Genomic DNA, 26891 nt, shown 5'->3' with positions numbered 1-26891 from the left:
GCGGCTGGCCGGGTTGGGGTCAGAGGGAAGAGGACAGCGCGGTCGCCTCCTCAGCGTTGGCCCGCGTCGGGGCTTCGCGGCGCCCGAGGAAGACGAAGACCACCACGGCCGTAACGATGGTGATGGCGGCGAGCAGCAGGAGCAGTGTGGCGAAAGCATCGCCATAGGCCTGGATCAGCGCGGAGCGGGCAAGCCGTGGCAGCGCACCGGCAGCGCCGGCGACGTCGCCCGTCACCAGTTTCTGGGCTCCTTCCCTCACCTGTTCACCGGCGAGGTGGCCGGCGGTCAGGGCCGAGAGCACGGCGCTGACGATGGCGAGCGCCACGCCTTCGCCGGCGACGCGAACCGTCGAGAAGATGCCGGTTGCCATGCCGGCGCGCTCGGCGGGCACCACGGAGACGGCGAGGCCGTCCATCAGGCCCCAGGGCAGGCTGATGCCGATGCCGATCACGGCCATGGGCGCGAGCATGGCTGATACCGCGCCACCAACAGGCATGAAGCTCAACCAGGCAAGCCCGGCGGCGCAGACCAGCAGGCCGAGGCCGCAGATCGCGGCCGGTGCGATCCAGCGCGAGAGCCAGCCCGCCAGAAGCGGGAGAACCAGCAGCGGAGCGGACAGGGCCATCATCATGCGGCCGGCCGCGACTTCATCGACGCCTTCGATGCCGACGAAGCGGATCGGCAAGAGGATCAGCAGCACCACGAAGGCATAGGCCGGGGCGGCTGCCAGCAATTGGACACCGACGAAACGCCCATAGCGGAACAGGCTGAGATCGAGCATGGGGCGAGGCGAGTTGAGTTCGATGCGCACGAACAGTGCCATCAGGGCGACGGCGCCGATGAGGAGGGCGATGACGAGTGGATCGCCCCAGCCGCTTTCGGGGGCCTGCAGCATGCCATAGGTGAACAGGGTCAGGGCGAGCGTGAAGCTGATCGCGCCCGGCCAATCCAGTCCGCGGGCCTTGGGATCACGGGATTCCCGCAGCACGACGATGCCGATCAGGAAGGAGGCAACCGTCAAGGCGACGACGGCAAGGAAGATGCTGGGCCAGCCGAAAGTCTGCGTCATCACGCCCGAGCTGATCGGGCCGAAGGAGAGGCCGGCGCCGAAGCTCGCGCCGACGACGCTGAAGGCGCGCATGCGGGCAGTATCGGAGAATTCCTGTGCCAGGGCCGCCATGCCGCCGGCGAAGGCCGCAGCGGCGGCGATGCCCTGGAGTGCGCGCAGGAGGTCGAAGACCAGTATGGAGCGTGCCCCCACCAGGGCCAGCGAGGCCAGGGCGAAGCCGGCGACGCCTGTGAGGAAGATGCGCTTGCGCCCGAAACTGTCCGCCAGGGCGCCGGCGGCCATCAGCGCACTGCCGAAGGTCAGCATGAAGGCATTCGTCACCCAGTTCAAGGCGACCGGGCTGCCGCCCAGTGTGTCGGCGATAGCGGTCAGCGCCACGGCCGGGCCGGTGAAGGTCAGCGGCATGGCGATGGCGGCAAGGCAGACGGATAGGAGGATGAGCGCCTTGTGGGCTGCGCTCGGAGCCAAGGTTCGGTCTGTCATGAAATCGGTGCTCAAAGTTTGGTAGCAGGTCGCCGGCCCGATCCAGGCGGCTCCGCGTAGAAGCTAACCGGTGGAAATGGCGCGATCCGTTGCGAGCAATCTATTCTTGCCGCATTATCGGCGAAATAGGGGCTTCGTTCCGAAGATAGCGGAATGAAATTCCGGAATGGCGAGGAGGCTTGACCGGGCCTTCCCGGCTGGATGCTCTCGCGGAGGATATATGGACAGGAGCGGCAATCTCACGGCCTTCGTGCGCACGGCGGATCTCGGCAGTTTCGCCGCGGCCGGACGGGTGCTCGGCCTTTCGGCCTCGGCCGTCGGCAAAGCGGTCGCGAAGCTGGAGCAGGATCTCGGCGTGCGGCTGTTCCAGCGCACCACCCGCACCATTCGCCTCACCGAGGAGGGACGCCTGTTCCACGAGCGCTGCCGCCGCGTCCTTGACGATCTCGATGATGCCTGGGCCATCGTGGCGGGTTCACGCGATGCGCCACGGGGCAGGCTGCGGGTGTCGACGCCGGTCGTCACCTATCACATCCTGATGCCCCTGATGCCGGAATTCACCACGCTCTATCCGGAGATCGAACTCGACTTCGACTTCAACGACCGGCTGGTCGACCTGGTCGAGGAGGGTGTCGATATCGCCGTCCGCAGCGGTGAGCTGCCGGATTCCCGGCTGATGTCGCGGGTGTTCTGCTCCTTCCGCCAGATGCTGTTCGCTTCACCCGCTTATCTCGATCGTCATGGCACGCCGCAGAAGCTGCGCGATCTCGATGGCCATCTCGCCATCCGCTACCGCTTTCTCAACAGCGGCAGGATGCTGGAATGGCCCTTGATCCTGCCGCCGGACGAGCCCGAACCGCGCACGCGTACCATCTTCACCTGCAACAATATGGAGGCGATGCGAGGCGCCACGCTGGGTGGCCTCGGCATCGGCGTCATGCCGGATTTCCTGGTGCGCGATGCCGTCGCGACGGGGACGTTGCGAACCGTGCTGCCCGATCACGTGGGCGGGCCGCGCAATTTCAACATGATCTGGCCGTCCAACCGGCATCTCTCGCCGAAGGTTCGTGTCTTCGTGGACTTCATGCAGGCCAGGCTCAGCGGTGTGTGAGCATGAAATGCGCGGCCAAGATTCGCGGTATTGTCGGATTGGCAGACCTTCCCTCGTCCTTGAGATATCCGGCCGCGAGGCCCCTCGGAGGAGAACGCCATGTCCAAGATTTCGCCGTGCCTGTGGTTTGCGGGGGAGGCCGAGGAGGCCGCCAATTTCTATGTCTCGCTCTTACCGGATTCGCGCGTCGATCATGTGCAGCGCAATGTTTCGGACGGTCCGGGCGGCAAGGCCGGCAGTGTGCTGATGGTCCGCTTCACCCTCGCCGGCGAGAGCTATCTCGCCCTCAATGGCGGCGAGAAATGCGACTATAATCACGCTGTTTCCTTCCACATCGACTGCGCCGACCAGGCCGAGGTCGACCGGCTGTGGGACGCACTGGGCGAGAAGGGCGAGTTGATCCATTGCGGCTGGCTCAAGGACCGCTATGGCGTGCACTGGCAGATCGTTCCCTCGATCCTGCCGACGCTGCTGGCCGATCCCGATCAGGTCAAGGCGCAACGGGTCATGACCGCCGTGCTCGGGGCGATCAAGTTCGACATCGCGACGCTGCAGAAGGCCTATGACGCGGTGTAAGGCACTGTCCGGAAGGGCTGAAGCGCTCCTTTGTCTTGCCCGGGCTTGACCGGGCACCCGGCGGCCCGGTCTCGATGCCTCGAAAGGCGGGCTGGATTGCCGGGTCAAGCCCGGCGATGACAGAGGTTGAGCCCATTCAATTCGGTTATTGGTGATCAGCCGTTCTAGCGAGCGGCGATCGCTGCTCCCCGCATGGGCTGATGCGATGGTGCGCGACACGCTGCCGCCCTGCCCGGATTGGGGACCAGCGCGCCCGCATCATGACCGGGTGCCGGTGGTGGTTCCAGCGGCAGGTCGGCCAGTTCCCGCAGGGACATGGCCTGGAGGCTGGGATGGTCGAGCGGCTCCAGGCTGTGGCCTGATACCAGCCACAGCTTGGTCCAGCACTCCTTAAGGGTCTTGAGTATCCTGACGGTCAGCATGTCTGCGATATCCCTGAATTCTGCTGCTGAATCTCGGGCAAAGGCGGCAGGAAAGAAATGGAGTTCTGCGCGGGCATGCTATAGAAAAACTATATGGATAGTCTGCTGCGATATCAGCTCGGTGCCTTGCGGGCGGTCGAGGCCGCCGGGCGCCTGGGCTCGATGGCGAAAGCCGCCGAGGAACTCGGCGTCACCGTGGGTGCCGTCAGCCAGCAGGTACTCAAGGCCGAGCAGCGGTTGGGACGGCCGATCTTCACGCGCGGACCGAAGGGACTGATGCCGACACCGCTCGGCCAGTCCCTGCTCGCGGGCCTCACCCGCGGTTTCCGGGAGATCTCGCAGGCACTGACCACGGCCGAGGCCCGGGCCGAGCATGTGCTGACGGTGACGGTCGCGCCGGTTCTTGCCGCCAAATGGCTGGTGCCGCGCTTGCATCGCTTCCATGAGGCTCATCCGGGCCTGCAATTGCGCATCGATGCCTCGGTCGAGCTGGTGGATTTCGACATTTCGGATGTCGATGTCGGCGTGCGCGTCGGCGCCGGGCCCTGGCTGGGCGTACGGGCTGACTATCTCATGGATCAGAGCCTGTTTCCGCTCTGCTCGCCGTCATTGGCGGCCGGCATTCGGGACATTGAAGATCTGGTCAAGCTTCCTGCCATCATCGACTACAACTCGCCCGAGACCTGGCCGATCTGGCTGGCGGCTAATGGCAAGGCGGATCTGCCGCTCGCGGCCGGTCCGGCCTTTTCGGATGCGGCGCTCTGTCTCGATGCCGCGATCGCCGGCCAGGGCGTGTCGATCGGTTGGCTGACATTGGCCCAGGATGCCCTGCGCGATGGGCGCCTGGTCGCGCCTTTCCCGCGCCCGGTGCAGACAGGCCTTGCCTATTGGCTGGTGAGTTCGGCGCGCCGCAAGCCTTCAGCCAAAGTAAAGGCTTTCGAAGCCTGGCTGCGGGCCGAGCTGGCCGATGTGGCAGCCGGGTCTCAGGCGGAGGCGACGAGATAGGCCAGTGTTGCCGCTGCGCCGAGGGCGGTGCGGATGGCGTGCAGCCGGCCCCAGCGCCCGATGAGCAGGCGCGTCTGCGAGCCCGCCTCATCGTTCGGCGTTGCCTCCAGGAGCCGGTTGGTCGGCATGATGCCCAGCAGCGTATAGGGCCAGTTCGCCAGCATCAGTACGGCGCCAACCAGCCAGAGCCAGCTGCCGGAGAGCCAGACAGCGGCGAGGCCAGCGAGACCCGAGGCAACGGCGAGACTGGCCTGCATGGCAAAGCCGCGCGCATAGCTCGGTTTCCATTGCGCCAGCAGGGAGGCGTCGTCGAGGCTGAGCCGCGCCGGCTGTTCGGCAACGTTGATGTAGAAGGCGGCCCCGGCGAAGGCGGCTGCGAGGATGAGGGCGATCTGGCCGATCAGCATGGATCTGCTCCAATTTGACAATATGTTGTCAAATTGGATATATATTGTCAATGAATGAATCGGATCCTGCGCTGGTCGGTGAAGGTGTCACGGCCCTCATCCTCGAAGTGTTCCGCCTGAATGGGCGCCTGCTCGCGGCCGGCGACCGGCTGGTGGCCGGCGTCGGGTTGAGCAGTGCGCGCTGGCAGGTGCTCGGCGCCATTGCGCTGGCCGGCACCCCGCAGCCCGTAGCCCATCTTGCCCGTTCCATGGGACTCAATCGCCAGGGCGTGCAGCGCATCGTCAACGAACTGGCGGACGAGGACATTCTCGCCTTCCGCGACAATCCCCATCATCGCCGGGCCAGGCTGGTGATGATGACGGCAAAGGGGAAGACTGCCTATGAAGCCGCGAACCGGCTGCAGAAGCCCTGGGTGGACGCTCTCGCGCAGGGATTGACGGCTGAAGAGGTGACGGCCTGCCTGCGCCTGATTGAAACCCTGCGTGTTCGGCTGGAGGCGGAGGCCGATCCGGAGTAGTGCCGGAGCCGGGGGCGGCGACGAGAAGTGGCAGGCATCCGATGTCCATCTCCGGACGCTTCCGGGTTAACGGCCCGGTGGCTTGCGCCTAATCACGATGAAAGCCCTGCCGGCATTCGCCGGAAGGAGAAGGAAGACGTTGCGGCGACGAGGATGGCGAAACATATGCTCTACCATTGAGCTACGGGCCCGCATGGTGGACCCGACGGGACTCGAACCCGCATCACTTGGGGAATAGCCATGTAGTTCCGCCGGCATTCGCCGCAACGTTCTAAATCATGCCGGGCAGACGCGGCGACGAAAGGGATGAAACCTCTTCACCCGCGCGGAGCCTTTCGGCCTGGCGCAAGGTTCCGGATTCGAACCAGGAGGACCATGTAGTTCCATCGGCATTCGCCGCTCTGCGCGGTGTCGTTCAAGGTTTGGGCCACGGCGACGAGAGGGATGAGAATGGGCTCCCGATAACGGTGAGTCGGGTACAGCTTGTCCGGCTGCGGCGCCCATGCTTTGGCGACATTGTATTCCCATCGGCATTCGCCGTGACGTGTCGAAATTCCTTTCAGTCGAGGTGCGTGCGGCGACGAGGTTTGAAGGGGGACAATGACTGAGCTACCGCTTGCGCGGGGCGCCATCGAAAACGCCGACCTCCCCTTCTGATGAAAGGGCGCTCTAACCTGTAGTCCCACTGGCATTCGCCGCTTGCTGCAAAATGTCATGTTGGGCCGCGGCGACGAGAGTGACGAAACATCCTGCTCTATCCACTGAGCTACAGGCCTTGCGGCCTGGCGGGAATCGAACCCGCGTCCTGGAGCGTGAAGGCTGTAGTTCCGCCGGCATTCGCCGCGTCCGGTAGTAAATCTCCAAAAGCGTTTGCTGAAACGCGCCTTGCTCTGGCAGTGGAAGCCACGACAACAAGAGTGACGAAACGTTACCGCCTTGCGGCGGTCCGTGCTCTAACCGATTGAGCTATGCAGCTTGCGCTGCAGCGGGATTTGAACCCGCAACCCCGGGATTCGCAGTCTGTAGTTCCGTCGACATTTGCCGTGGCCCATTGCCGTACACCTTGGCTCCGGCCGGCAGCGTGAAGCCGCCGGTCGGAAATCATGTTGCATCAGAGCTCGATCTTCTCGATCTCGCCGACCCAGTGCTCGGCGCTCATCTCGCCCTTCGTGAAGGCCGCGATGGTGTCGAACACCGCATCCGAGAAGCCGCCGATGTTCATCACATCGGCGCGCTCCTGCGCCTGGGTGGTCGTGTAGGGCTGGATGTCGAGACACACCAGCTTGGCATTGGGATTGCTGGTCTTCACCCGCTCCCACTGCTTCATCATCTGCGTGGCCTCGCCGCCCCGGCGCGCATCGATCCAGGACTGGTTGTCCGAGACGAAGATCACCAGGTCCACCTTGGCCTTTTCGTTCGCCAGCTTCTCCAGCGGCGCCGAGCAGTTGGTGCCGCCGCCGCCGATGGAGGCAAGCTTGCGCGCATTGGTCATCACCGTGTCGCGCGGCTCGAGGTCCACGCGGACCACGGTCTGCTCGAACGGGATCACCCGGGCCGACGGATTGGCCCGAAGCACCGAAGCCGCCACCAAGCCGGCCACGTCGATGCAGCGCACCTGCGTGGTCGAACCCTTGCGATAGCCGGTGACCGGCGAGGACATCGAACCCGACACGTCCGGGCAGACGACCACGCGGCCCTCGATCGCGGGCACATTGGCGACCGCGGTCTCCATCGCATCGTGCAGCGCCTCACGCACCACGGGCGGGATGTCCTGCCCGGCCTGCGCATAGGCCATCATCAACTGATACGGGAACACCCGTGCCCGCTTGATGGCCTCGCGATCGGCAAGCCGCGCGGCAAGCTTTTCGGCGAAGCCCTCCACCTCGAACACGCCGTGGCGCGCAAAGGTGGCGAGATTCATCCGCAGCATCTGCCAGCCGGCCTTGTCGGCGATACCGGCCCAGTGCTGCCGGGTGAGCGGCAGCGCGGTGAGCATCTGGAACGGCACGGCCGGCACCGGCAGCGACGGATCCTGCTTGAAGGCCTCGAACGCCCGGGCGATGTCAGGCAGCGCCTCCACATCGTAGGGACGCCCGATCAGCCAGGCATAGAGCGCCTCGCGCGCCTTGCTGGCGGGCTTGGGGTGGACCATCTTGATCACATCCGCGAGCGAGGGATCGTTGCCCACGCTGGCACGCATGATCTCGATGTCCGAAGCGGTCTCGAGCCAGGCCTGGACCAGCTTCTTCGGCCGGGTCCCGAGGGACTTACGACCGACGGCACCCGACCGCATCACCTGCACGAAATTGCGCAGCATCTTGCCGTTGTCGACCACGCGCGGAAACGCCTTGGCGAAATCGCCCGTCTGCAGCATCGAGAGATAGGCGAGCAGGAGAGCCGGCATATCCTTCATATGGCCGCGCTGGCGGGCATAGATGGCCGCCTTGGCGATGAACGCGCTCTCCACCTCGCAGACCGCCTTGAGCGTCTCGTCGAGCTGCGCGGTGGCGCTCGCATAGAAGGTGCGGTTCAGCGTGCCGGTGACGGCGAGCTGGGCTAGCGCGTGGCGCGGCGTGAACTGATAGGCCGGGGCACCGTGCTTGTTGGCCGCATCGGTCTTCGGCAGCATCTTCCCCACAAAGGAGGCAAACAGCGACTTATTTGCCATGGCAATCATCCTCGTTCGTTACGAGGACCTCTCTGCAGGGAGCGTGCCAAGTCGAATGAGAGGCGACGATTTATTTTACAAGATATTGATTTTAAAGGATAAAAATTTACATGCCCAATTCACTGCGCTTCATGAAGTCGGTGGAGGAATGGTGCAACCTTAGAATATTGGATATAGTATTATATTATGGTATCTCTTCTGTGAGCCTGCGCCTGTGGAGGATTCATGAAAAAGCGTGTCGCCATCGGGTTCCTCGGCGTCAGCCTGGACAGCGGCAAGCGTGACAAGCGCTGGGAGCGCTGGCGGCCGACAGTGGCGCTTTGCCAGCAGGGGGATCTGCCCATCGACCGCCTCGAATTGATCCACGATATCAGGGCGACGTCGCTGGCCGAGCGGATCACAGGCGACATCGCCGTGATTTCGCCGGATACGCAGGTGGTCAGGCACATCATGAATCTCGCCGATGCCTGGGATTTCCAGGAGGTCTATGGGGCTCTCTATGATTTCGCCAAGGCCTATCCCTTCGATGCCGAGGAAGAGGAGTACCTCGTCAACATCACCACCGGCACCCATGTCGCCCAGATCTGCTGGTTCCTGCTGACCGAGGCCCATTATGTGCCCGGCAAACTGATCCAGCTCTCGCCGCCCAAGCGCCAGGGCGAAGGCGTCGCCGGCTCCTATTCGATCGTGGATCTCGATCTTTCGCGTTATGATGCCATCGCCAGTCGTTTCAGGGCGGAGACGCATGAGGCGACTTCCTTCCTCAAATCCGGTATCCCCACCCGCAACACTGCTTTCAACGCCATGATCGACCAGATCGAGCGGGTGGCGATGCGCTCGCGCGCGCCGGTGCTGCTGACCGGGCCGACCGGCGCCGGCAAGTCGCTGCTGGCCCGCCGCATCTTCGAGCTCAAGCAGGCGCGGCGGCAGCTCACGGGCGGTTTCGTCGAGGTCAATTGCGCCACCTTGCGTGGCGATCATACGATGTCGGCGCTGTTCGGCCATGTGCGGGGCGCCTTTACCGGCGCCCAGACCGATCGGGCCGGTCTCTTGCGTGCGGCCGATGGCGGGTTGCTGTTCATGGACGAGATCGGCGAGCTTGGTCTCGACGAACAGGCCATGATCCTCAGGGCGATCGAGGAGAAACGCTTCCTGCCTGTCGGAGCCGACAAGGAGGCGGCCAGCGATTTTCAATTGATTGCCGGCACCAATCGCGATCTGTCGGTCGACGTGCGTTCGGGCAAGTTTCGCGAGGATTTGCTGGCCCGTCTCAACCTCTGGACCTTCGAACTGCCGGGCCTTGCCGCGCGCCGCGAGGATATCGAACCCAATCTCGACTTCGAACTCACGCGCTACGCCGAACGCGAGGGCGAGAACATCGCCTTCAACCGTGAGGCGCGTGCCCGCTACCTTGCCTTCGCGACGGCGGCGGAAGCGCGCTGGACCGCCAATTTCCGCGATCTTTCCGCCTCCGTCACTCGCATGGCGACGCTGGCACCGGGCGGGCGCATCACCGAGGAGGGGGTCGTCGAGGAGATCGCCCGCCTCGTCAGGCTTTGGCGAGCGGGTGACGGCGACGGCACGGACAGGCTGCTCGCGGACCTCGTCGGCGAGGAGCGCGTTGCCGGCATCGACCGGTTTGACCAGGTGCAATTGGCCGAGGTGGTTCGCGTCTGCCGCGCCAGTTCCTCCCTCAGCGCGGCCGGGCGCGTGCTGTTCGCTGCATCGCGACAGGCCAAGGCCAGCTCGAACGATGCCGATCGCCTGCGCAAATATCTGGCGCGCTTCGAACTGGATTGGGAAGAGGTGCGGCAGGGCTGAGTGCGGGTCTTCGAATATGCCTCACTCCCGGACGATGGTCAGGTGGGTGGCTTGTGGTGTCGGGACGCGGTCGGTGACGCGATAGCCCAGGGCCGGCAGGTCGATGCCGGCGAAGAAGCTCTCCCCCTTCCCGAGCAACACCGGCGAGATGACAAGATGCAGGTCGTCGATCAGGCCGGCCTTGAGATATTGATGGATGGTCGCAACGCCGCCGCCGATTCGCACATCCCTGTTGCCGGCGGCCGCCCTGGCCTGCCGCCGGGCCGACTCGATGCCGTCGGTGACGAAATGGAACACGGTGCCGCCCTCCATCTCGATCGGGTCACGGGCATGGTGGGTCAGTACGAAGACCGGCACGTGATAAGGTGGACTGTCGCCCCACCAGCCTTTCCAGCTTGCGTCGGGCCAGGGGCCGCGAACCGGACCGAACATGTTGCGGCCGAGGATCCAGGCGCCGAGATTGTCCATGCTGCGGGCGGCGAAATCGTCATCGATGCCCGCCTCGCCGCCTTCCTGTCCGAACATCTTGCGGAAAGTCCGGGTGGCGAAGGCCCAGCCATGCAGCTTGGTGCCATTCACGCCGAGGGGATTGTCGAGGCTCTGGTCGGGGCCGGCGCCATAGCCATCGAGCGAAAGGGAAAAGCCCCGGACGATGAGTTTCGACATGTCGTTTCCTCTCCGGTCTGATTGCATATTGAAACCGGTCCAGAGGCTAGTCAAACCGATTCAATTTTGCAATCAGTTTTATCCAAGGTATAGGAAGCCAGATGTGCGGCGGCTGCCGCCGATTTGTCTCTATCTGACGGGACCGGATGCGGCCGGGTTCACGGACGCAGGTCGAAGTGAAAGACCTTCGAGATGATCTGCCAGCGCCCATCGAGATGCACGAAGGTCAGGAGATCGGTGAAATGCTTCGGCCCGATCGCGCATTCGACCCGAGCAAAGGCCGTGACCGGACCGGCGAATTCGAGGGACACGATCCTGTCTGCCCGCTCTTCGTTGCGGCTTGCGGGTGAAGGACGCTTGTCCACCATGGGGAAATATTCGGCCATGCCGAGATGCGTCAGGCCTCCTTCGCTGGCGCAGGCATAGAGAGCCTGGGGATGAAAGACATGGCGCAACCTCTCGGTGTCGCTGTGATAGAGCCCGTCGAAATAGGTCTGAAGCGCCGTGACCAGCGCCTCGAAACCGGGATCGTTGGGAGTGTGGCTCGTCATGGCGGTCTTGGCCCTTTCCTGCATGGAATATTAAACGCGAAGAGATATAATTTGCCGGCTATTTAAGATCACGCCGCGGCGGGTGTGCGGGAAGTCCTGTTGCCGAGCGCCGTGGTGATCAATGTGGCTGCGGCCTTGCCGGCAGCTTCCATATAGTCGGGGTCGTGGTGCAGCAGCACGACGGCAAAGCTGCCATCGAGCAAAAGCACGACCTGCCGGGCGAGCAGGCCGGCGTTGGCAAGGGCCTCCCGCTCCAATTCGAGCCGCAGCCAGCCCTCGAAGCGCTTCTTGTGGGCGGCGCCTACCTTGATGGCGGGATGGCCGGGCAGGTCGGCGAGTTCGGCGGCGGTGCGCAGGAAGCCGCATCCCTTCCAGCGCGGACGACGGGCCGCGACGGCGAGATTGCGGAAGATGGCCTCGACCTTGGAGGCAATGTCCCCCTGCGCCTCGTCGAACCAGCGCCGGAACAGAGCGAGGTTGGGCTGGTCGCGGGCCGCCAGATAGGCAGCGATCAGATCGTCCTTGCTGGTGAAGTGATAATAGAGCGTGCGCTTGGTGATGCCGGCCTTGGCGGCGACCGCGTCCACGCCGACATTGCGAATGCCTTTGTCGTAGAACAGGCGCGCCGCGGCGCTGACAATGCGCTCGCGCGTGGTGGTCGCGGATGCAGGCATGGCACGGCCTCCAATGTATACTGACTAGTGAGTATAATCATTGTTGGAAACCGTGCTATCCCTTCGTTCGAGCAAGGGATGGCAATGGCTATGGACACGGTACCGGCCGAACCGGTCGAAATCACCTGCGGCGACGGGGTCGTTCTTGCCGGCCACCTCTGGCCGGCGGATGGTGGACGAAGAACGGGCACGGTCATCATCAATGCCGCGACAGGCGTGCTTGCCCGCTATTACCATCGCTATGCCCGTTTTCTCGGCGAACACGGTTTCGATGCGATCACCTATGACTATCGCGGCATCGGCCTGTCACGCCCGAATGATCTGAAGCATTGCGGCTATCGCTGGAGCGAGTGGGGAACGCGCGATTTCGAGGCCGTGCTAGGCTTTGCCAGGCAGCGCCGGCCGGATGGGCCTCTCTTCGTGGTCGGCCATAGCATCGGCGGCTTCCTGCCGGGACTCGCTGGTAATGCCGCCTGTATCGATCGCATGCTCACCGTCGGCGCCCAATATGCCTATTGGCCCGATTATGCGCGCAGCCACCGTCTCCAATTGCTCTGGCGTTGGCATGTGCTGATGCCCTTGCTCACCGCGATATACGGCTATTTCCCGGGCCGGCGGCTGGGCTGGCTCGAAGACCTGCCGGCCGGAATCGCGCTCGAATGGAGTTTCCGCCGCCGGCGCGTGGAAGACAGCCATCCACGCAAGGAGCGGGAGGAGGTCCTCGCGCGCTTTGCCGCGGTTTCCGCGCCGATCCTGGCGGTGACGGCGTCGGATGATGAATTCGGCACTGTGCCTGCCATCCGGCGTGCCCTGGCCTATTACAGCTCCAGCGCCACGACAGCGGTGCGCCTGCTGCCGCAGGACTACGACCTAGCCGAGATCGGTCATTTCAGCCTGTTCCATGACCGGCATCGGGTCGGCTTCTGGCGGGACACGCTCGCCTGGCTGCGGGACGGCGTGAATCCCTGGCCGCACCGGCGCTTCGAGACGATGGGGTGAGGCATGGCGCGCCGGCAGAGCCCGACCGAAAGATTGTACGAACCCCGACCTTTGTCACCTTCGGCGATTTTCGAGTTCAGGCTTCACAGGGAGAAACGGCCGGCCTCATTGCGGCGAGGGGGCGCCCTCGCAGGTCAGGCCGATCTGGTCCTTCAACTCCTGGGCCTCGCGCGGATCCTCCTTGGCCAGCAGGGCGCAGGTGGTGAAATTGCCCTGCAGCTTGCCGTCGCGGTAATAGCCCCAGTCCCGGATCCGGCTCCTGAGAAAGGTGAGCTGTTGGCCGAACGTCACATTGCCCACCAGTTCCGGGCGGTTGTTGATCTTCCCGGTGAAGCGGTCACCCCTATGGCTGACCTCGTTGAGCCAGAAATATTCGGTCTGGGCACCCTGGATGATCGGCACCTTCACGGCGAAGTCGCTGGCGCCGGTGACGTTGCCGTCCAGGGCGTCGATGAAATCGGGCAGGCTTTCCTGCGCCTTGGCGAAAGCGGCCTTCATGGCGGGATCGTCATCCCTGGCCTTCAGCGTGCCGTCGCGGCCGGCCTTCTGGGTCACGGTTTCGGCATGGGCCGCGGACAGGCCCAGAAAGGCGAGGCCTGTTACGGCGAGGAGGAATGCTCTCGTCATCGGCGGCTCCGATTGCTGGCGTCATCGTAGCGGCAGGACGGGCCGGATCGCAACGGGGGCGTTTTCTGTGGGCGTCTCGCCCTTTGTCCGGGCCTCGTGGGAGCGGTGCGAGATCGGCACAGAATGTCCCCCTGCATCGTTTGTAGGTAAATTCATAGGGCCGCGAGCGCTGCAGCGAAGCGGTGCAAGGCCGGTGGGTCGAAGCCATCCTCGCCGGCGAGCACGAAATCGATGGCGTGGGGTTGTAGCGCGGCGGCGGCCGGGAGGAGTGCCGGATCCGTCAGCCCGAGAAAGCAGGGCAGGCCTGCCAACTCGATCAAATGTCGGCAGGCGCCCAGATCGTCCGCGTCGTCGAGGTTCAGATGCAGCGCAGCGGCAAGGCTGGCATAGGTCTCCACCAGGGCGCTGGCATCGCTGTGGGCTGGATCGATCGACTGGATGATCTTGCGGCCACGGATGATGCGCTTGAGGCCGGGATATTCACTGGTGGCGATCGGCCTTGCAAGGCGGACGGCGAGCGCCGCTGATGCATCGACCTGCTGGGCCACGGTACCGGCCGTCAGCGCCGGGGTGACCAGGATCGGCGTGACCGCCGGCGGCAGAGCGAGTGCGATCGCCGCCAGCGCCTCGCTGCCTTCCGGCCCCGCCTGCGGAAAGGCTGAAGGGTCGAGCCCGATGGCGTCAGCGCCGGCCTCGACCGCCGCGCCGGCTTGCTCGCGGGAGGCGATCCCGCTGATCATCAGGCGAAGGCGCGGCACCGGTCCCGTCTCAGTCGACGGCTTCGCCGGGATAAGCGCCCCACAGATTGTTTTCCTGGATCCAGCCGTCGAAGCCTTCGCCCTGGATGCGACACCAGTTCGAGGCACAGCTCTTGATCGAGGCCTGCACGCCGGGCTGCAGCATGGCGACGGCCGTCGCCTTGGCGTCGGCGGTGGCACGGAGTGGCAGCGTCTGTTGCTTGGACCAGGGCGCGATCAGGGCTGTGCGCTTGCCTGAGAGCAGGTTCTGCAGCACCCAGCCTTCGGAGCCGTCGGCGTCGCGGATGCGCCGCCAGTTCTCGAATTCGGCGATCACTTCCACCGGTAAATTGGACTTCTGGTAGATGAAGGACACGGTCTGGTCGCGCGAAGGACCCTGGCGCACATTCACCCTGTCGGGCTTCAGGCTGACGAAGCGTGGCATCGGTAGGCCGGAGACCGGCCCGAGTTGATCCTTGCCGGACCGGTCTCCGGTTGCCGACTTGGGATCGGGCAGCGAGCCGGTGACGTCATCGGCCTGCTTGTCCGGAATGGCGGCCTTGCCTGCGCCGGCGATGAAGGCGGCTACGGTGGGGTCGGCAAGCGTATCGGCGCTGATGCCTTCGGTGACCGAGCCTGCCGGCTGCTTCAGGCGCTTGTGGTGAAGATAGTAGACCCCGCCAGCGACGATGAGGGCACAGAAGGCGCCAGCAAAACCGATCTTGGCAATGGGACTTAAACGGGGCGCTTCTTCTTCGTAATAGGACATGCCGGACCTCGACGCACACACTCGCCCGCAACCACCTCTGTTGCTGCGCTTGCCTGTCTGTTAGAGGAAAGACAGCGACGGGCTGCGGGCTTATCGGTGCAGTTTGTCTGAGGGCGGTGAACGCCGTCTTAAAGTTTGCGGGAGGTCGGCATGTCGTTACGAAAAAAACCGCGGGTCGTGGTCACACGCCGCCTGCCGGACAGCGTGGAAACCCGCATGCGCGAATTGTTCGACGCGCAGCTCAACCTGACCGACGAGAAGATGTCGCAGGAGGCGCTGATCGAGGCGGTGAAAACCGCCGACGTGCTGGTGCCCACCATCAATGACCGCATCGACAAGGCGCTGATCGAGGCCGCCGGCAGCAGCCTCAAGCTGATCGCCAATTTCGGCAATGGCGTCGACAATGTCGATGTCGAGGCTGCCGTGGCGCGAAAGATCACCGTGACCAATACGCCGCGTGTGCTCACAGACGACACCGCAGACATGACCATGGCACTGATTCTCGCCGTGGCCCGGCGCGTCACCGAGGGCGCGCGGGTGATTCCCGAAGGCGACAATGCCTGGCCAGGCTGGTCGCCGACCTGGATGCTCGGCCGCCGCATCACCGGCAAGCGCCTCGGCATCATCGGCATGGGCCGCATCGGGCAGGCGCTTGCGCGCCGGGCCAAGGCCTTCGGCCTGCAGGTGCATTACCACAACCGCCATCATGTCGACCCCGCCATCGAGGCGGAACTGGAAGCGACCTATTGGGATTCGCTCGACCAGATGCTGGCCCGCATGGACATCATCTCGGTCAACTGTCCGCATACGCCGGCGACCTACCATCTGCTCTCGGCCCGGCGGCTCAAGCTGCTCAAGCGCGAGGCCCTGGTCGTCAACACGGCGCGCGGCGAGGTAATCGACGAGACCACGCTTGCCAAGATGCTCGATGCCGGCGAGATCGCCGGGGCCGGGCTCGACGTGTTCGAGCATGAACCGGCGGTCAATCCCCGCCTGGTCAAGCTCGCCAAGAGCGGACGCGTGGTGCTGCTGCCGCATATGGGCTCGGCCACCATCGAGGGCCGTACCGACATGGGCGAGAAGGTCATCGTCAATATCCGCGCCTTCATGGACGGGCACAGCCCGCCGGACAAGGTGCTGCCGGAGATGCTGTAGCGCCCCACTCAGGAAGGAATACGATGCGCGTTTATCTGGCCGGCCCCGAAGTCTTCCTGCCCAATGCCCGTGAGGTGCTCGACGCCAAGATCGAGCTCACGCGGCGCTATGGCTTTATCCCGGTCTCGCCCGGTGACCTGGAAATCCCGGCCCAGCCGACCAAGCGCGATTTCGGCCTCGCGATCAGCGCCGTCAATGAAAAGCTGATGCTGAGTGCCGATGCGATCATCGCCAACCTCACGCCCTTCCGCGGCATCGCCGCCGATACCGGCACGGTCTACGAACTCGGCTTCATGTGCGCGCGTGGCTGCCCGGCCTTCGCCTTCTCCAATGTGGCCCAATCGCATTTCGAGCGGCTGCAGGTCTATTGTGGCGGCAAGGTCGCTGATGATGCCGAGGGCCGGCCACGCGGCTCGGATGGGCTGGCGGTCGAGGATTTCGACATGGCCGAGAATCTGATGCTGGACGGCGGTATCGAGGCACGTGGCGGCGCGTTCGTCACCCGCTCCGCGGCGCCCGGCAAGCTCTTCGAGGACCTTGCCGCCTTCGAGGAATGCCTCGGGATCGCCGCCGGGCGGCTGCTGCAAGGCGGCAAACCGTCTTCTTCGTCTTAGGCGGCCGGCATGGGCGCGCGAGGCCTGTTCACCGCACAAGCCTCCGGCATGGCCGGGATCGACGCGGTAATAGCCCAAAGCAGCTACAGCTTTCCGCGCCACATGCATGATCAATACGGCATCGGCCTGATCGATCGCGGCAGCCAGAAGTCGGCCAGCGGGCGCGGCCCGGTCGAGGCCGCTGAGGGAGACGTCATCACGGTCAATCCGGGCGAGATACATGATGGCAGCCCTATCGGCGATCGCGGCCGGGCCTGGCGCATGCTCTATTTGGATCCAGCCCTCATGGCAGAGGCGATCGGGGACATCCGCGAAGGCGGCGGCGCCACGTTCGAACTCGCCGAGCCGGTGGTACGGGACCGGCGGATTGCCAGCCTTTTTGCCAGGCTTTTCCAGGGCCTCATCGACACTGGGACGAGGGACGCCACCGTTCTTTGCCGCGACGAAACCTTGCTGATCTTGCTGGCCCGGATCAGCGGCGTGGCTGTTCCCGATTCCGCCGTGCCTCGCGCCATCGGAATTGCCCGCGATTACATCGATAGCGATCCAGTCGCGCCCTTATCCCTGTTCGACCTGGCGCAGTTGACAGGGTTGAGCCGCTTTCAGGTGGTCCGCGGCTTTGCGAGGGCAACCGGCCTGACGGCGCACGCCTATCTGATGCAGCGCCGTCTCCAGCTGTCACGGCGCCATATCGCGCGCGGCATGGCGCTCGCCGAGGCCGCTGCGGCGAGCGGCTTCGCCGACCAGAGCCACATGACCCGCCTGTTCGTACGCAGCTACGGCATCTCGCCCGGCGCCTATGCGGCGGCACGGGCTCTTTGAATCAGCCCCACACGCTGCAATTGCGTTCAAGACGGGCCTGCCGCCATCGGGGCATTCCTGTGGTTTTCCACCGGAGCCTCCGCATGTCCCTCGACTATCTCGTCACCGCGCTCGTCGTCATCCTCCTGCCCGGCACCGGCGTGCTCTATACGCTGGCTCTCGGGCTGAGCCAGGGTTGGCGCGCCAGCGCCTTGGCCGCCTTCGGCTGCACGCTCGGCATCCTGCCCCATCTCGCCGCTGCGATCGTGGGTCTGGCAGCGCTGTTGCATGCCAGCGCCGTCGCCTTCCAGGCCCTGACCTATCTTGGCGCCGCCTATCTCCTCTACATGGCCTGGAGCATCTGGCGGGACGGCAGCAGCCTGCAGCTTTCAGGGGATCGGCAGCGCCTGCAACCGGCCCGCATCATCCTCAAGGGCGTGCTCCTGAACATCCTCAACCCCAAACTGTCGCTCTTCTTCCTCGCCTTCCTGCCGCAGTTCATCCCGCCCGGCACGGCCAGCCCGATCGCCGCGATGAACGAACTCGCCCTTTGGTTCATGGCCCTGACCTTCCTGGTCTTCCTGGCCTATGGCGCCGGTGCTTCGGCGGTCCGGAACCAGGTGGCGCGGCGGCCAGCCGTGCTCCTCTGGCTGCGCCGCGGTTTTGCACTGGCTTTTGCGGGGCTGGGATTGAAGCTGGCCTTTTCGCGCTTGTGATGCTGGGAACGTTCCGGGATGCGCGTCCTTGCCAATGAAGGACGTCGCAAGCGGGAGGATTCAATCATGACGAATGCAAGCAGGATCGAGCTGTTGAACGTCAATCACCCTGGCAAGGGCCGGCCGGCGGATGCAGTCCTGTATGTGGCAATGAAGTCGGCCATGCTGGCCGTTCTCCCGGACAGCAAGCCGGGCTTGACCGTTGCGCAGGTCCAGGACGCGGTACCGGCCCTGCTGCCGCAGGATCTCTATCCCGGCGGGGCGAAGGCAGGCTGGTGGGTCAAGGCCGTGCAACTCGACCTCGAGGCGAGAGGCGTCATCCGGCGCGAAAAGGTCTCGCCGCTGCGCCTCTACAAGGCCTGACGCTGCTCGAGAAAAGCCTTCCGGCTTTTCTCGATGATGCCTTGGCTCTCGTCAGAGAAGTCCATTTTCCTGGGCCATCACCCGCAGATTGGTCTGCGGGCGGGCGCCGACATGCTGGATCACCTCGGCGGCGGCCAGTGCGCCAAGCTTGAGCGAGGCCAGATGCGGCAGGCCGCGGGCGAGGCCGAACAGGAAGCCCGAGGCGAAGAGATCGCCGGCGCCGGTGGTATCGACGAGCTTGTCGATCGGGAAAGCCGGTACGGAGACGCGCGTGCCGCCCTCGATCGCCAGCGCGCCGTCTTCCGACCGCGTCACGATGGCGAGGCGGCAATCCTTCTCGACCTGGGCGAGCGCCGTCTCGAAGTCGGAGGTCTCGTAGAGCGACTTGATCTCCTGGGTGTTGGCGAACACGGTATCGACCACGCCCGAACGCATGAGGTCGAGGAACTCGCCGCGGAAGCGGTCGACGCAGAAGGAGTCGGACAGGGTGATCGCGACGCGTCGCCCGGCCTTGTGGGCGATGTCGGCGGCTTTCAGGAAGGCGTCCTTGGCATCCTGGGGATCCCACAAATAGCCTTCCATATAGGTGATGGCGGCGCCCTGCACGACGTCTTCTTCGATATCGGCGGGCCCGAGCAGGTGGCAGGCGCCGAGATAGGTGTTCATCGTGCGCTCGCCATCGGGCGTGATGAAGATGAAGCTCTTGGCGGTCGAGGGCCCCTCGCTCAGCGGCACCGTCTGGAAATGCGTGCTTTGGGCGCGCAGGTCATGGGTGAAGACCTTGCCGGCCTCGTCCTGCTTCACCTTGCCGAAATAGGCGGTTTTGCCGCCCAGGGAAGCGACACCCACGGCCGTGTTGGCGGCCGATCCGCCCGAAATCTCGACGCTCTGGCCCATGGCGGCGTAAAGATGGTCGGCCCGTTCCTCGCTGGTGAGGATCATGGCGCCCTTGGCGAGGCCTTCGCGGACCAGGAAATCGTCTTCGGTCTGGGCAAAGACATCGACAATGGCGTTGCCGATGGTGAGAACGTCGAAACGAGGTTTCGCGCTGGAAGGGGATTTGGGCATGCAGTATCTCTGTTTTGCGGCGCGGACTATAGCGATGTGTTGCGTTGCGGCAAGAAAGAGTTGCGATGCAACCGCTGCCGTCGCTGTCGTTCGGAGTTCTGATGGCCTTCCTGCGTAACGCTGCCTCGGTTGGATTCGCCACCCTCGCCTCCCGCATTCTCGGTTTCATCCGTGACACCATGGTGGCGGCGGCGCTTGGTGCCGGGCCGGTGGCGGATGCCTTCGTGGTCGCCTTCCGCCTGCCCAGCCTGATGCGCCGGCTGTTTGCCGAAGGGGCGGTGAACACGGCTTTCGTGCCCTTGCATGCCGAGGCGGAGCGCCGAGGCGAGGGCGAGGCCTTTTCCGACCAGGTCTTCACCCAGGTCGCCCTCGTCTTCTTCCTGCTCTCGGCCCTGGCTCTCGTGGCGATGCCGCTGCTGATCGAACTGATCGCACCTGGCTTCGGGAAGGGGGGCGGTCGTGTCGACCTCGCCGTCGCCCTGTCGCGCATCACCTTCACCTATTGCCTGGCAACGGCCGTGATGGTGGTGGCCTCCGCGGTACTCAACGTCAACGGCCGCTTTACGGCCGCCGCCTATGCGCCGGCCCTCGTCAATGTCGTCACCATCGCCACCCTGCTCGGCGCGCCCTTGCTGGTTCAGCTCGACCAGGAGGCCCTGGCGCGCCTGCTGGCCTGGTCTATCTTCATCGGCGGCCTCGCCCAGGGCGCTCTGGTCTTCTTCGCGCTGCATCGGGCCGGCCTGCGGTTGCGCCTGGTCAGGCCCCGCTGGACCCCCGCGGTCCGGCGCTTTTTCCTGCTGGCGCTGCCCGGCGTGCTGACGGCGGGGGCGACGCAGGTCAATGCCTTCATCGGCCTGATCGTGGCCTCGGCCGATCCCGGCGCCGTCACCTGGCTCTATTATGCCGACCGCCTCTACCAGCTTCCATTGGGCATCATTGCGGTGGCGCTCGGCAATGCCTTACTGCCGGATCTCGCCCGGGCCAGCAGCCAAGGCGACCGGCAGGCCGAGAGCGGCATCCTGAGCCGAGCGGTCGAGTTCGCAGCTTTTCTCAGCCTGCCCGCTGGCTTGGCCTTGATCGTTCTGGCCGGTCCCATCGTCTCCGTGTTGTTCGAGCGTGGCGCCTTCACGGCCAGCGACAGCAGCGCCACCGCCTGGGCCCTGGCGGGTTTTGCGGCCGGCCTGCCGGCCTTCGCCGGGGCCAAGGTATTGCAGCCGCTGTTCTTCGCGCGTGCCCGCATGCGCCTGCCTTTCGTGATCGCCCTGATCGGCGCGATCGCCGACGTGATCCTGTCCCTGGCCCTCTTTCCAGTCTGGCGCCAGACCGGCATCGCCGTCGCCGCCGCGGCGTCGGGCTGGATCAATCTCGTCCTGCTGCTCCTGGTGACCTGGCAAGGCGGACTTCTGCAACTCGATCCGTCTGCCCGTTTGCGACTGCCCAGGATCGCGGTGGCCGCTATCCTGATGCTGGCCGCCGTTTATGGAGTGGCGCAGGTCATGGAGAGCTGGCTGATCTCAGGGCAGCCCTTGGCGCTACGGGTGGCGGCGCTGGCCCTTCTCTGCGGCGGCGGCCTGATATTCTACCTCGTCCTTTGCTGGTTGTTTGGCGCCATCGATCGCAAGGCCGGATTGCGGACGCTATTGGTCGGACGTAAGCCGAAGGCCGGCCTCTAGCTGTCGGGTCGTAAGACCGCATTGCGAGGCAGATCTGCCATCGAAATGCAACGGCCATGTCAGGGCCTGAAGCCCGTGCGATCGGCCTCGGTGATAGCGCGGATGATCTGGGCTGGAACGCCGGCGGCAATGACGTTTGGCGGGATGTCGCGGGTCACCACGCTGCCCGATCCGACGATGGCATTGTCGCCAATGCTCACGCCTGGATTGATATGGACGCCGGCGCCGATCCAGACCCGGTTGCCGATCCGCACTGGTTTGGCCTGGCAGGCGCCGGCAGCCCGCTCGATCGGATCGATGGCATGATTGGCGGTGTAAATGCCGACCCGTGGCCCGAACAGCACATGATCTCCGATCTCGACGCCACCGCCATCGAGAATCACGCAGTCGAAATTGGCGTAGAAGGAGCGCCCGAGGCTGATGTTGAAGCCGAACTCGCAGCGAAAGCTCGGCTCGAACAGAGCGCCCGGGCCGACCGATTTCAGGAGTGACCTCAGAATGGCCTCGCGCGCTTCGGCCGGCTCGCCAATGCTCCGGTGATAGGCGTCGGTGCGTTCGACTGCCTTGGCACGGGCCGCGATCAGTTCGGGTGTCAGGTCGTTATACACGGCGCCGCCGAGCATCAGGGCGCGCTGGGCCTCCAGATCCACCGGGACCTCCTGTTCCCTGGAGCAAGATGCGATCAGGACGGATCGCTCGTCCGCTCCAATTCCTATGCGAAGTGCGCAGGCCGTGACGTCAGCCCAGGACCGGTCGCAGGAAGTTGCGTTCATAGCGCAGGATGCTGCGGATCTGCTTTTCCTCAGCCAGGATGGCCTGGCATTCCGGATCCACGGCCAGGCGCCGGCGGTAATCCTCATAGGCGGCCAGGCTGGGAAAACTGAACAGGGCGTAGGCGATGTCGCTGGCGCCTTCATGTGGCAGGAAATAGCCGTGATGCGTACCACCCATGCGATTGACCACGGGAATCCAGGCTTTCGCATAGGCTTCGAAGGCGTCGACCTTCCAGGGGTCGATGACATATTTCAGATGACAGGTGATCACGGACGGCCTCGCAGCTTGAGCATCGTGCCAGAAAGCGGCGCGAGTTTCCTACAACATCGGATCCGATTCTGAACCAGCTCCGCTGCTGTCGCGGAGGGAGATCAGTAATCGACGCCGGTGAGATAGAGCCCATGCGGCGGTGCCAGCGCAGCACAGCGGGTACGGTCTCGCGCTTCCAGCACACCGACCAGATCCGCCTTGCTCCAGTCGCCGGAGCCGACCCTGCGCAACGATCCCACCATGGAGCGGACCTGGTTGTGCAGGAAGGAGCGGGCAGTGGCGACGACATGGATCTCGTCGCCTACGCGCGCCACGTCGAGGCGGTCGAGCGTCTTCATCGGGCTCTGGGCCTGGCAGTCGGCCGAGCGGAAGGTGGTAAAGTCGTGATGGCCGATCAGGCCCTGCGCGGCATGATGCATGGCTTCGGCGTCCAGGGCCTTGCGGATGTGCCAGGCACGGTGGCGCTCCAGCGCCAGAGGCGGACGGCGGTCGATCAGACGATAGAGATAGCGGCGACCCTTGGCGGAAAAGCGGGCATCGAAACTGTCAGGCATCTGCTCGACCGCCAGGATGGTCACATAGTCGTCCTGCAGAGTGAGATGGGCGTTGAGGGCATCGCGCACCCTGTCCGTGCTCCAATCCTTGGCCAGCATCACTGAGGCAACCTGCCCGGTGGCATGCACGCCGGCATCGGTACGGCCGGCCCCCTGGATGCGCAGGGTCTGGCCGGTGAAAGCCAGAATGGCCTCCTCGATCGCCTGCTGCGCGGATCGGCCATTGGCCTGGGCCTGCCAGCCGACATAGGGCGTGCCGTCATATTCGATCAGGAGCTTGTAACGCGGCATTCGGGTACTTCGTTGCTGAAGTCAGGCCTCTACGCCAATCGGGCACGAGAGTCACCAGTATGTGAGGTTTTACCCGCCATCGGGTGCGGAAGGCACTGCTGAGACCCCGGGCGATCGCTGTCCGTGCCAGGAGGTATCGACAGGTCACAAATTCAATATATTTTTTCTATTGATTTTATAGACTAATAAATGAAGATGAGCCAAAGCACCAAATGCCTTGGTGGTCTCGCGACAGCCGGCTCCGCCCGGCCGCCGCGAATTCAAAATATTTCCAACGGACATCGTGACATGCGCAGATTTGCGACATTCGTACTTGCCACCCTCCTGGCCGCCGGCGCGGTCGGCGTTGCCCATGCCGACCGCCTCGACGACATCAAGCAGGCCGGCGTCCTCAGGGTCGCGGCCTTCGACGCCAATCCACCCTTCGGCTTCGTCGACCCGAAGACCAAGCAGATTGCCGGCCTCGACGTCGATTATGCCAAGGCCCTTGCCGACAAGCTCGGCGTGAAGCTGGAACTGCGTCCCACCAACCCGGCCAACCGCATTCCGCTGCTCACCTCCGGCAAAGTCGACCTCGTGCTGGCCAATTTCACCATCACCGAGGAGCGCGCCAAGCAGCTCGATTTCTCAATTCCCTATTTCTCATCCGGCCAGCAGTTCTTGGCCAAGAAGGGTACGCTCTCCTCGCCCGACCAGCTCAACGGTCTGCGCATCGGCGCCGACAAGGGCACGACCAACGAGATCGTGCTGCGCCGCGATTTCCCCAAGGCCGTCGTGGTCTCCTTCGACGATACGCCCTTCGCCTTCACCGCCCTGCGCAACGGCAATGTCCAGGCCATCACCCAGGACGGCCCCAAGCTGATCGGCCTGCTGGCCAATGTGCCCGACAAGGAGAATTACGAGATCCCCTCCTTCACTATCTCCAACGACTATATCGGCGTCGGCATTCCAAAGGGTGAGAAGCGCCTGGTCGAGGTGGTGAACCAGACGCTGGTCGAGCTCGAGGCGAACGGCAAGGCGGCCAGCATCTACGATGTCTGGTTCGGCCCGAAATCGGCGCAGCCTCTGGCCCGCTTGTTCAAGATCGGCGACAAGAGCTAGTTCCCTGACATTGCTTGAAAGTTTCCGACACCGCGCGGGTCCCCCGCGCGGCTTTTTGCGTTCGATCGTTTGAGGAAAACAAAATGGGCATATTCGGCGAGCCCATGGCGCTGCGCTATCTGGTCTGGCTGATCCAGGGTTTCGGCATCACTTTGGCTTTATCGTTGGCGGTGTGCATCGCCAGCTCTGCTCTCGGCGTCGTGGTGTGCGGCCTGCAACTCGCCGAAAACCGACTGGCAAGGGCAATTGCGACTGTCTATGTCAGCATCATCCGCAACACGCCGCTGCTCGTGCAGTTGTTCTTCTGGTATTTCGTCGCCTCCGCGTTGATGCCGGCAGGACTGATGACCTGGCTGAACACGCCGCATGTCGTCGAGCTCGGTGTCGTGCCGCTCGGCTGGCCTGCCTTCGAGACGTTGGCGGGCTTCTTTGCCCTGACGCTTTATGCCGGTGCCTATATCGCCGAGGAACTGCGCGCCGGCATCAATGGCGTGGCCCCGGCGCAGCGCGAAACGGCGTTGGCGCTCGGCCTCACGCCGCAGCTCGTTTTCCTCCTGGTGGTGCTGCCCCAGGCGGTCCGCATCGCCTGGCTGCCGATGGTTGGCCAGTATCTCAACACCATCAAGAATTCGTCTCTCACCATGGCAATCGGCCTTGCCGAACTGTCCTATGCGGCGCGCCAGGTCGAGACCGAGACGTTCCTCACCTTCCAGGCCTTCGGCGTGGCGACGCTGCTGTATGTCGGTGCCGTCGCCCTCACCGAAACGGCGGGCCACGCCGTGGCGCGCAGCCGCCGCTTCAATGGGGCAGCGGGGCGAGCATGAATTTCGCGGTCGTCTGGGACAATCTCGACTATCTGCTGGTCGGCGCATGGCCCGTGGGGCCGATCGGCGGATTGGCGCTCACCCTTATCCTGTCGGTGCTCTCGGCTATCGTCTCGGCAGGGCTCGGGTTGGTGCTCGGCATCGCCCTTGCCATGAGCCGGGGGCCGGCGAAGACGGTGCTGGTGGTCGTCATCGGCTTCTTCCGCGCTATTCCGGTGATCATGCTGATCTTCTGGAGCTATTTCCTGCTGCCGATCCTGCTGGGGATTTCGGCGCCCGAGATCGGCACGGTAGTCATGGCCCTGTCGCTGATATCGGGCGCCTACCTTTCCCATGCCGTCGCGGCGGGAATCGGCAGCATCGGCCCCGGCCAATGGGAGGCCGGCCTTGCCCTCGGCCTCGGGCGCTGGCGCATTCTCGGCCTGATCGTCCTGCCGCAGGCGCTGCGCGCCATGGCCCCTTCATTCGTCAATCAGTGGACGGCATTGGTGAAGGATACCTCGCTCGCCTATGTGATCGGCGTGCCGGAGCTTTCCTTCGTCGCGACACAGGTGAACAACAGGGCGATGGTCTATCCAAGCGAGATCTTCCTGTTCGTCGGTGCGGTCTATTGGTGTCTGTGCGCCGCGCTCGATCACCTGGCGACCGTGCTGGCGCGCAGAAGCCGCCCGGTCACGCCAGCCGCGACCCTTGCACCAGCGGCGCGCCCTTGAGGAATTCGACGGCGCCCATCGGGGTCTTGCCGGCGCGCTGGACCTGGAGAAGGCGGATCGCGCCGGTGCCGCAGGCGACCGTCAATTCGTCGTCGAGCAGCGTGCCGGGCACGCCATAACCCTCGGCGCGCGCGGCGTGCAGCGCTTTCACCCGCTGCGGGCCCTGGCCCCAATCGGCTTCAAACCAGGCGCCGGGGAAGGGAGAAAGACCGCAAATGTGATTATGGACTTCTTCGGCCGGGCGCGACCAGTCGATGCGGGCCTCGGCCTTGTCGATCTTGCGGGCGTAGGTCACGCCCTCTTCGCTCTGGGCCGTGAAGGTGAGCGTGCCGCGCGAGAGGGCGCCGAGCGCCCGGGCCATCAGGTCGGCGCCGAGCAGGGAGAGGCGGTCATGCAACTCGCCGGCCGTCATGTCCGGCTCGATCTCGACGGTGTCGGCCAGCGCGACAGGGCCGGTATCGAGGCCTTCTTCCATGCGCATCACCATCACACCGGTCTTGCTGTCGCCGGCCATGAGGGCGCGCTGGATCGGCGCGGCACCGCGCCAACGCGGCAGCAGCGAGGCGTGCAAATTGAGGCAGCCTTCCGCCGGGGCCTCCAGGGCCGCCTTGGGCAGGATCAGGCCATAGGCGACCACCACGGCGACATCGGCGCCGAGGCCGGCGAAGGTGGCGATCACTTCCTCGTCGCGGAAGTTCTTGGGTGTGAATACCGGAATGCCGAAGCCTTCGGCCAGTCTGTGCACCGGCGAGGGCGCCAGGGTCATGCCGCGGCCGGCGGGAGCAGGCGGCCGTGTATAGACCGCAACGACCTCGTGGCCCTGGCTGAGGATCTCGGCCAGCACCGGGCGGGCGAAATCCGGCGTGCCCAT

At 64.6% G+C, this 26891-nt stretch carries 30 protein-coding genes; 15 read left to right on the top strand and 15 right to left on the bottom strand.

Annotated elements, in window-relative coordinates; genetic code table 11:
- Positions 1-19: 19 nt before the first annotated feature.
- Positions 20-1552 carry an MFS transporter gene (locus tag ACR9ZN_RS20890; RefSeq protein ID WP_481273081.1) on the bottom strand — a complete coding sequence of 511 codons (1533 nt, stop codon included), beginning with the start codon at positions 1550-1552 and terminating at the stop codon, positions 20-22.
- A gap of 220 nt (positions 1553-1772) precedes the next feature.
- On the opposite strand from ACR9ZN_RS20890, the gene ACR9ZN_RS20885 reads away from it, so the two are divergent.
- Both ACR9ZN_RS20885 and ACR9ZN_RS20880 read left to right on the top strand, forming a co-directional pair.
- Entirely contained in the window at positions 1773-2663 is an 891-nt protein-coding gene (locus tag ACR9ZN_RS20885) for a LysR family transcriptional regulator (protein ID WP_441771139.1), read from the top strand.
- 99 nt (positions 2664-2762) lie between these two features.
- On the top strand, positions 2763-3239 hold the full coding sequence (locus tag ACR9ZN_RS20880) for a VOC family protein (RefSeq protein ID WP_481273080.1): 477 nt from the start codon (positions 2763-2765) through the stop codon (positions 3237-3239).
- A 164-nt stretch (positions 3240-3403) separates the two neighbouring features.
- On the opposite strand, the gene ACR9ZN_RS20875 is transcribed toward ACR9ZN_RS20880, so the two are convergent.
- Positions 3404-3661, bottom strand: a complete 258-nt coding sequence (locus tag ACR9ZN_RS20875) for a hypothetical protein (protein ID WP_454816292.1) — start codon at positions 3659-3661, stop codon at positions 3404-3406.
- 93 nt (positions 3662-3754) lie between these two features.
- Here ACR9ZN_RS20875 and ACR9ZN_RS20870 point away from each other — a divergent pair, with 93 nt between their 5' ends.
- Positions 3755-4666, top strand: a complete 912-nt coding sequence (locus tag ACR9ZN_RS20870) for a LysR substrate-binding domain-containing protein (RefSeq protein WP_481273079.1) — start codon at positions 3755-3757, stop codon at positions 4664-4666.
- On the opposite strand, the gene ACR9ZN_RS20865 is transcribed toward ACR9ZN_RS20870, so the two are convergent.
- Complete coding sequence (locus tag ACR9ZN_RS20865; RefSeq protein WP_481274377.1) at positions 4645-5070, bottom strand: anthrone oxygenase family protein; 426 nt, start codon at positions 5068-5070, stop codon at positions 4645-4647. The genes ACR9ZN_RS20870 and ACR9ZN_RS20865 overlap by 22 nt on opposite strands.
- Positions 5071-5123: 53 nt before the next feature.
- Between ACR9ZN_RS20865 and ACR9ZN_RS20860 the strand changes: the two genes are divergently transcribed.
- Positions 5124-5591 carry a MarR family winged helix-turn-helix transcriptional regulator gene (locus ACR9ZN_RS20860; protein ID WP_481273078.1) on the top strand — a complete coding sequence of 156 codons (468 nt, stop codon included), beginning with the start codon at positions 5124-5126 and terminating at the stop codon, positions 5589-5591.
- 1111 nt (positions 5592-6702) lie between these two features.
- On the opposite strand, the gene ACR9ZN_RS20855 is transcribed toward ACR9ZN_RS20860, so the two are convergent.
- Positions 6703-8259 (bottom strand): vWA domain-containing protein, encoded by a 1557-nt coding sequence (locus tag ACR9ZN_RS20855; RefSeq protein WP_481273077.1) that lies wholly within the window; start codon positions 8257-8259, stop codon positions 6703-6705.
- A gap of 225 nt (positions 8260-8484) precedes the next feature.
- Here ACR9ZN_RS20855 and rtcR point away from each other — a divergent pair, with 225 nt between their 5' ends.
- The gene (rtcR, locus tag ACR9ZN_RS20850; RefSeq protein WP_434958352.1) at positions 8485-10080 is read left to right on the top strand and encodes an RNA repair transcriptional activator RtcR; all 1596 of its coding nucleotides are present in this window, start codon (positions 8485-8487) and stop codon (positions 10078-10080) included.
- A gap of 21 nt (positions 10081-10101) precedes the next feature.
- On the opposite strand, the gene ACR9ZN_RS20845 is transcribed toward rtcR, so the two are convergent.
- The 3 genes from ACR9ZN_RS20845 to ACR9ZN_RS20835 form a co-directional block, all read right to left on the bottom strand.
- Positions 10102-10746, bottom strand: a complete 645-nt coding sequence (locus ACR9ZN_RS20845) for a dihydrofolate reductase family protein (RefSeq protein WP_481273076.1) — start codon at positions 10744-10746, stop codon at positions 10102-10104.
- Positions 10747-10904: 158 nt separating this feature from the next.
- The gene (locus ACR9ZN_RS20840) at positions 10905-11297 is read right to left on the bottom strand and encodes a nuclear transport factor 2 family protein (RefSeq protein ID WP_481273075.1); all 393 of its coding nucleotides are present in this window, start codon (positions 11295-11297) and stop codon (positions 10905-10907) included.
- Between the two features lie 68 nt (positions 11298-11365).
- Entirely contained in the window at positions 11366-11971 is a 606-nt protein-coding gene (locus ACR9ZN_RS20835) for a TetR/AcrR family transcriptional regulator (protein ID WP_481273074.1), read from the bottom strand.
- 78 nt (positions 11972-12049) lie between these two features.
- Here ACR9ZN_RS20835 and ACR9ZN_RS20830 point away from each other — a divergent pair, with 78 nt between their 5' ends.
- Entirely contained in the window at positions 12050-12970 is a 921-nt protein-coding gene (locus ACR9ZN_RS20830; protein WP_481273073.1) for an alpha/beta hydrolase family protein, read from the top strand.
- A gap of 105 nt (positions 12971-13075) precedes the next feature.
- Here the strand turns inward: ACR9ZN_RS20830 and ACR9ZN_RS20825 are convergent, their stop codons facing one another.
- From ACR9ZN_RS20825 to ACR9ZN_RS20815, 3 genes are all read right to left on the bottom strand, one after another.
- Positions 13076-13597 carry a YegJ family protein gene (locus ACR9ZN_RS20825; protein WP_481273072.1) on the bottom strand — a complete coding sequence of 174 codons (522 nt, stop codon included), beginning with the start codon at positions 13595-13597 and terminating at the stop codon, positions 13076-13078.
- Between the two features lie 152 nt (positions 13598-13749).
- Positions 13750-14355 (bottom strand): hypothetical protein, encoded by a 606-nt coding sequence (locus ACR9ZN_RS20820; RefSeq protein ID WP_481273071.1) that lies wholly within the window; start codon positions 14353-14355, stop codon positions 13750-13752.
- A gap of 10 nt (positions 14356-14365) precedes the next feature.
- On the bottom strand, positions 14366-15103 hold the full coding sequence (locus tag ACR9ZN_RS20815; protein ID WP_434958345.1) for an SH3 domain-containing protein: 738 nt from the start codon (positions 15101-15103) through the stop codon (positions 14366-14368).
- A gap of 150 nt (positions 15104-15253) precedes the next feature.
- Here ACR9ZN_RS20815 and ACR9ZN_RS20810 point away from each other — a divergent pair, with 150 nt between their 5' ends.
- From ACR9ZN_RS20810 to ACR9ZN_RS20790, 5 genes are all read left to right on the top strand, one after another.
- On the top strand, positions 15254-16258 hold the full coding sequence (locus tag ACR9ZN_RS20810) for a 2-hydroxyacid dehydrogenase (RefSeq protein ID WP_434958344.1): 1005 nt from the start codon (positions 15254-15256) through the stop codon (positions 16256-16258).
- 23 nt (positions 16259-16281) lie between these two features.
- Positions 16282-16872, top strand: a complete 591-nt coding sequence (locus ACR9ZN_RS20805) for a nucleoside 2-deoxyribosyltransferase (RefSeq protein ID WP_481273070.1) — start codon at positions 16282-16284, stop codon at positions 16870-16872.
- A gap of 9 nt (positions 16873-16881) precedes the next feature.
- Positions 16882-17694: an AraC family transcriptional regulator gene (locus tag ACR9ZN_RS20800; RefSeq protein ID WP_481273069.1), complete on the top strand. Its 813-nt coding sequence runs from the start codon at positions 16882-16884 to the stop codon at positions 17692-17694.
- 83 nt (positions 17695-17777) lie between these two features.
- Positions 17778-18389, top strand: coding sequence for a LysE family translocator (locus ACR9ZN_RS20795; protein ID WP_454816267.1), 612 nt, complete (start codon positions 17778-17780; stop codon positions 18387-18389).
- A 66-nt stretch (positions 18390-18455) separates the two neighbouring features.
- On the top strand, positions 18456-18752 hold the full coding sequence (locus tag ACR9ZN_RS20790; RefSeq protein ID WP_454816265.1) for a DUF6958 family protein: 297 nt from the start codon (positions 18456-18458) through the stop codon (positions 18750-18752).
- Positions 18753-18803: 51 nt separating this feature from the next.
- Here ACR9ZN_RS20790 and ACR9ZN_RS20785 read toward each other — a convergent pair whose 3' ends face one another.
- Positions 18804-19820, bottom strand: coding sequence for an adenosine kinase (locus ACR9ZN_RS20785; protein WP_434958339.1), 1017 nt, complete (start codon positions 19818-19820; stop codon positions 18804-18806).
- A gap of 101 nt (positions 19821-19921) precedes the next feature.
- Here ACR9ZN_RS20785 and murJ point away from each other — a divergent pair, with 101 nt between their 5' ends.
- Positions 19922-21493: a murein biosynthesis integral membrane protein MurJ gene (gene murJ / locus ACR9ZN_RS20780; protein WP_454816263.1), complete on the top strand. Its 1572-nt coding sequence runs from the start codon at positions 19922-19924 to the stop codon at positions 21491-21493.
- A 59-nt stretch (positions 21494-21552) separates the two neighbouring features.
- Here murJ and ACR9ZN_RS20775 read toward each other — a convergent pair whose 3' ends face one another.
- The 3 genes from ACR9ZN_RS20775 to truA form a co-directional block, all read right to left on the bottom strand.
- Complete coding sequence (locus ACR9ZN_RS20775; RefSeq protein ID WP_454816261.1) at positions 21553-22143, bottom strand: sugar O-acetyltransferase; 591 nt, start codon at positions 22141-22143, stop codon at positions 21553-21555.
- Positions 22144-22231: 88 nt separating this feature from the next.
- Positions 22232-22537, bottom strand: a complete 306-nt coding sequence (locus ACR9ZN_RS20770) for an NIPSNAP family protein (protein WP_434958336.1) — start codon at positions 22535-22537, stop codon at positions 22232-22234.
- Positions 22538-22638: 101 nt separating this feature from the next.
- Positions 22639-23382: a tRNA pseudouridine(38-40) synthase TruA gene (gene truA / locus ACR9ZN_RS20765; protein ID WP_454816259.1), complete on the bottom strand. Its 744-nt coding sequence runs from the start codon at positions 23380-23382 to the stop codon at positions 22639-22641.
- Between the two features lie 288 nt (positions 23383-23670).
- Here truA and ACR9ZN_RS20760 point away from each other — a divergent pair, with 288 nt between their 5' ends.
- From ACR9ZN_RS20760 to ACR9ZN_RS20750, 3 genes are all read left to right on the top strand, one after another.
- Positions 23671-24483, top strand: coding sequence for an ABC transporter substrate-binding protein (locus ACR9ZN_RS20760; RefSeq protein ID WP_454816257.1), 813 nt, complete (start codon positions 23671-23673; stop codon positions 24481-24483).
- 83 nt (positions 24484-24566) lie between these two features.
- Positions 24567-25307: an amino acid ABC transporter permease gene (locus ACR9ZN_RS20755; RefSeq protein WP_454816255.1), complete on the top strand. Its 741-nt coding sequence runs from the start codon at positions 24567-24569 to the stop codon at positions 25305-25307.
- Positions 25304-26020, top strand: a complete 717-nt coding sequence (locus ACR9ZN_RS20750; protein WP_434958332.1) for an amino acid ABC transporter permease — start codon at positions 25304-25306, stop codon at positions 26018-26020. Before ACR9ZN_RS20755 ends, ACR9ZN_RS20750 begins: the two co-directional genes overlap by 4 nt.
- Here ACR9ZN_RS20750 and fmt read toward each other — a convergent pair.
- On the bottom strand, positions 25980-26891 hold the full coding sequence (gene fmt, locus ACR9ZN_RS20745) for a methionyl-tRNA formyltransferase (protein WP_454816865.1): 912 nt from the start codon (positions 26889-26891) through the stop codon (positions 25980-25982). The genes ACR9ZN_RS20750 and fmt overlap by 41 nt on opposite strands.

The sequence above is a fragment of the Labrys sp. HAY1-8F genome (assembly GCF_056754975.1).
The sequence above is the reverse complement of the archived record's forward strand: the minus strand, read 5'-3'. Positions and strand labels throughout refer to the sequence as shown.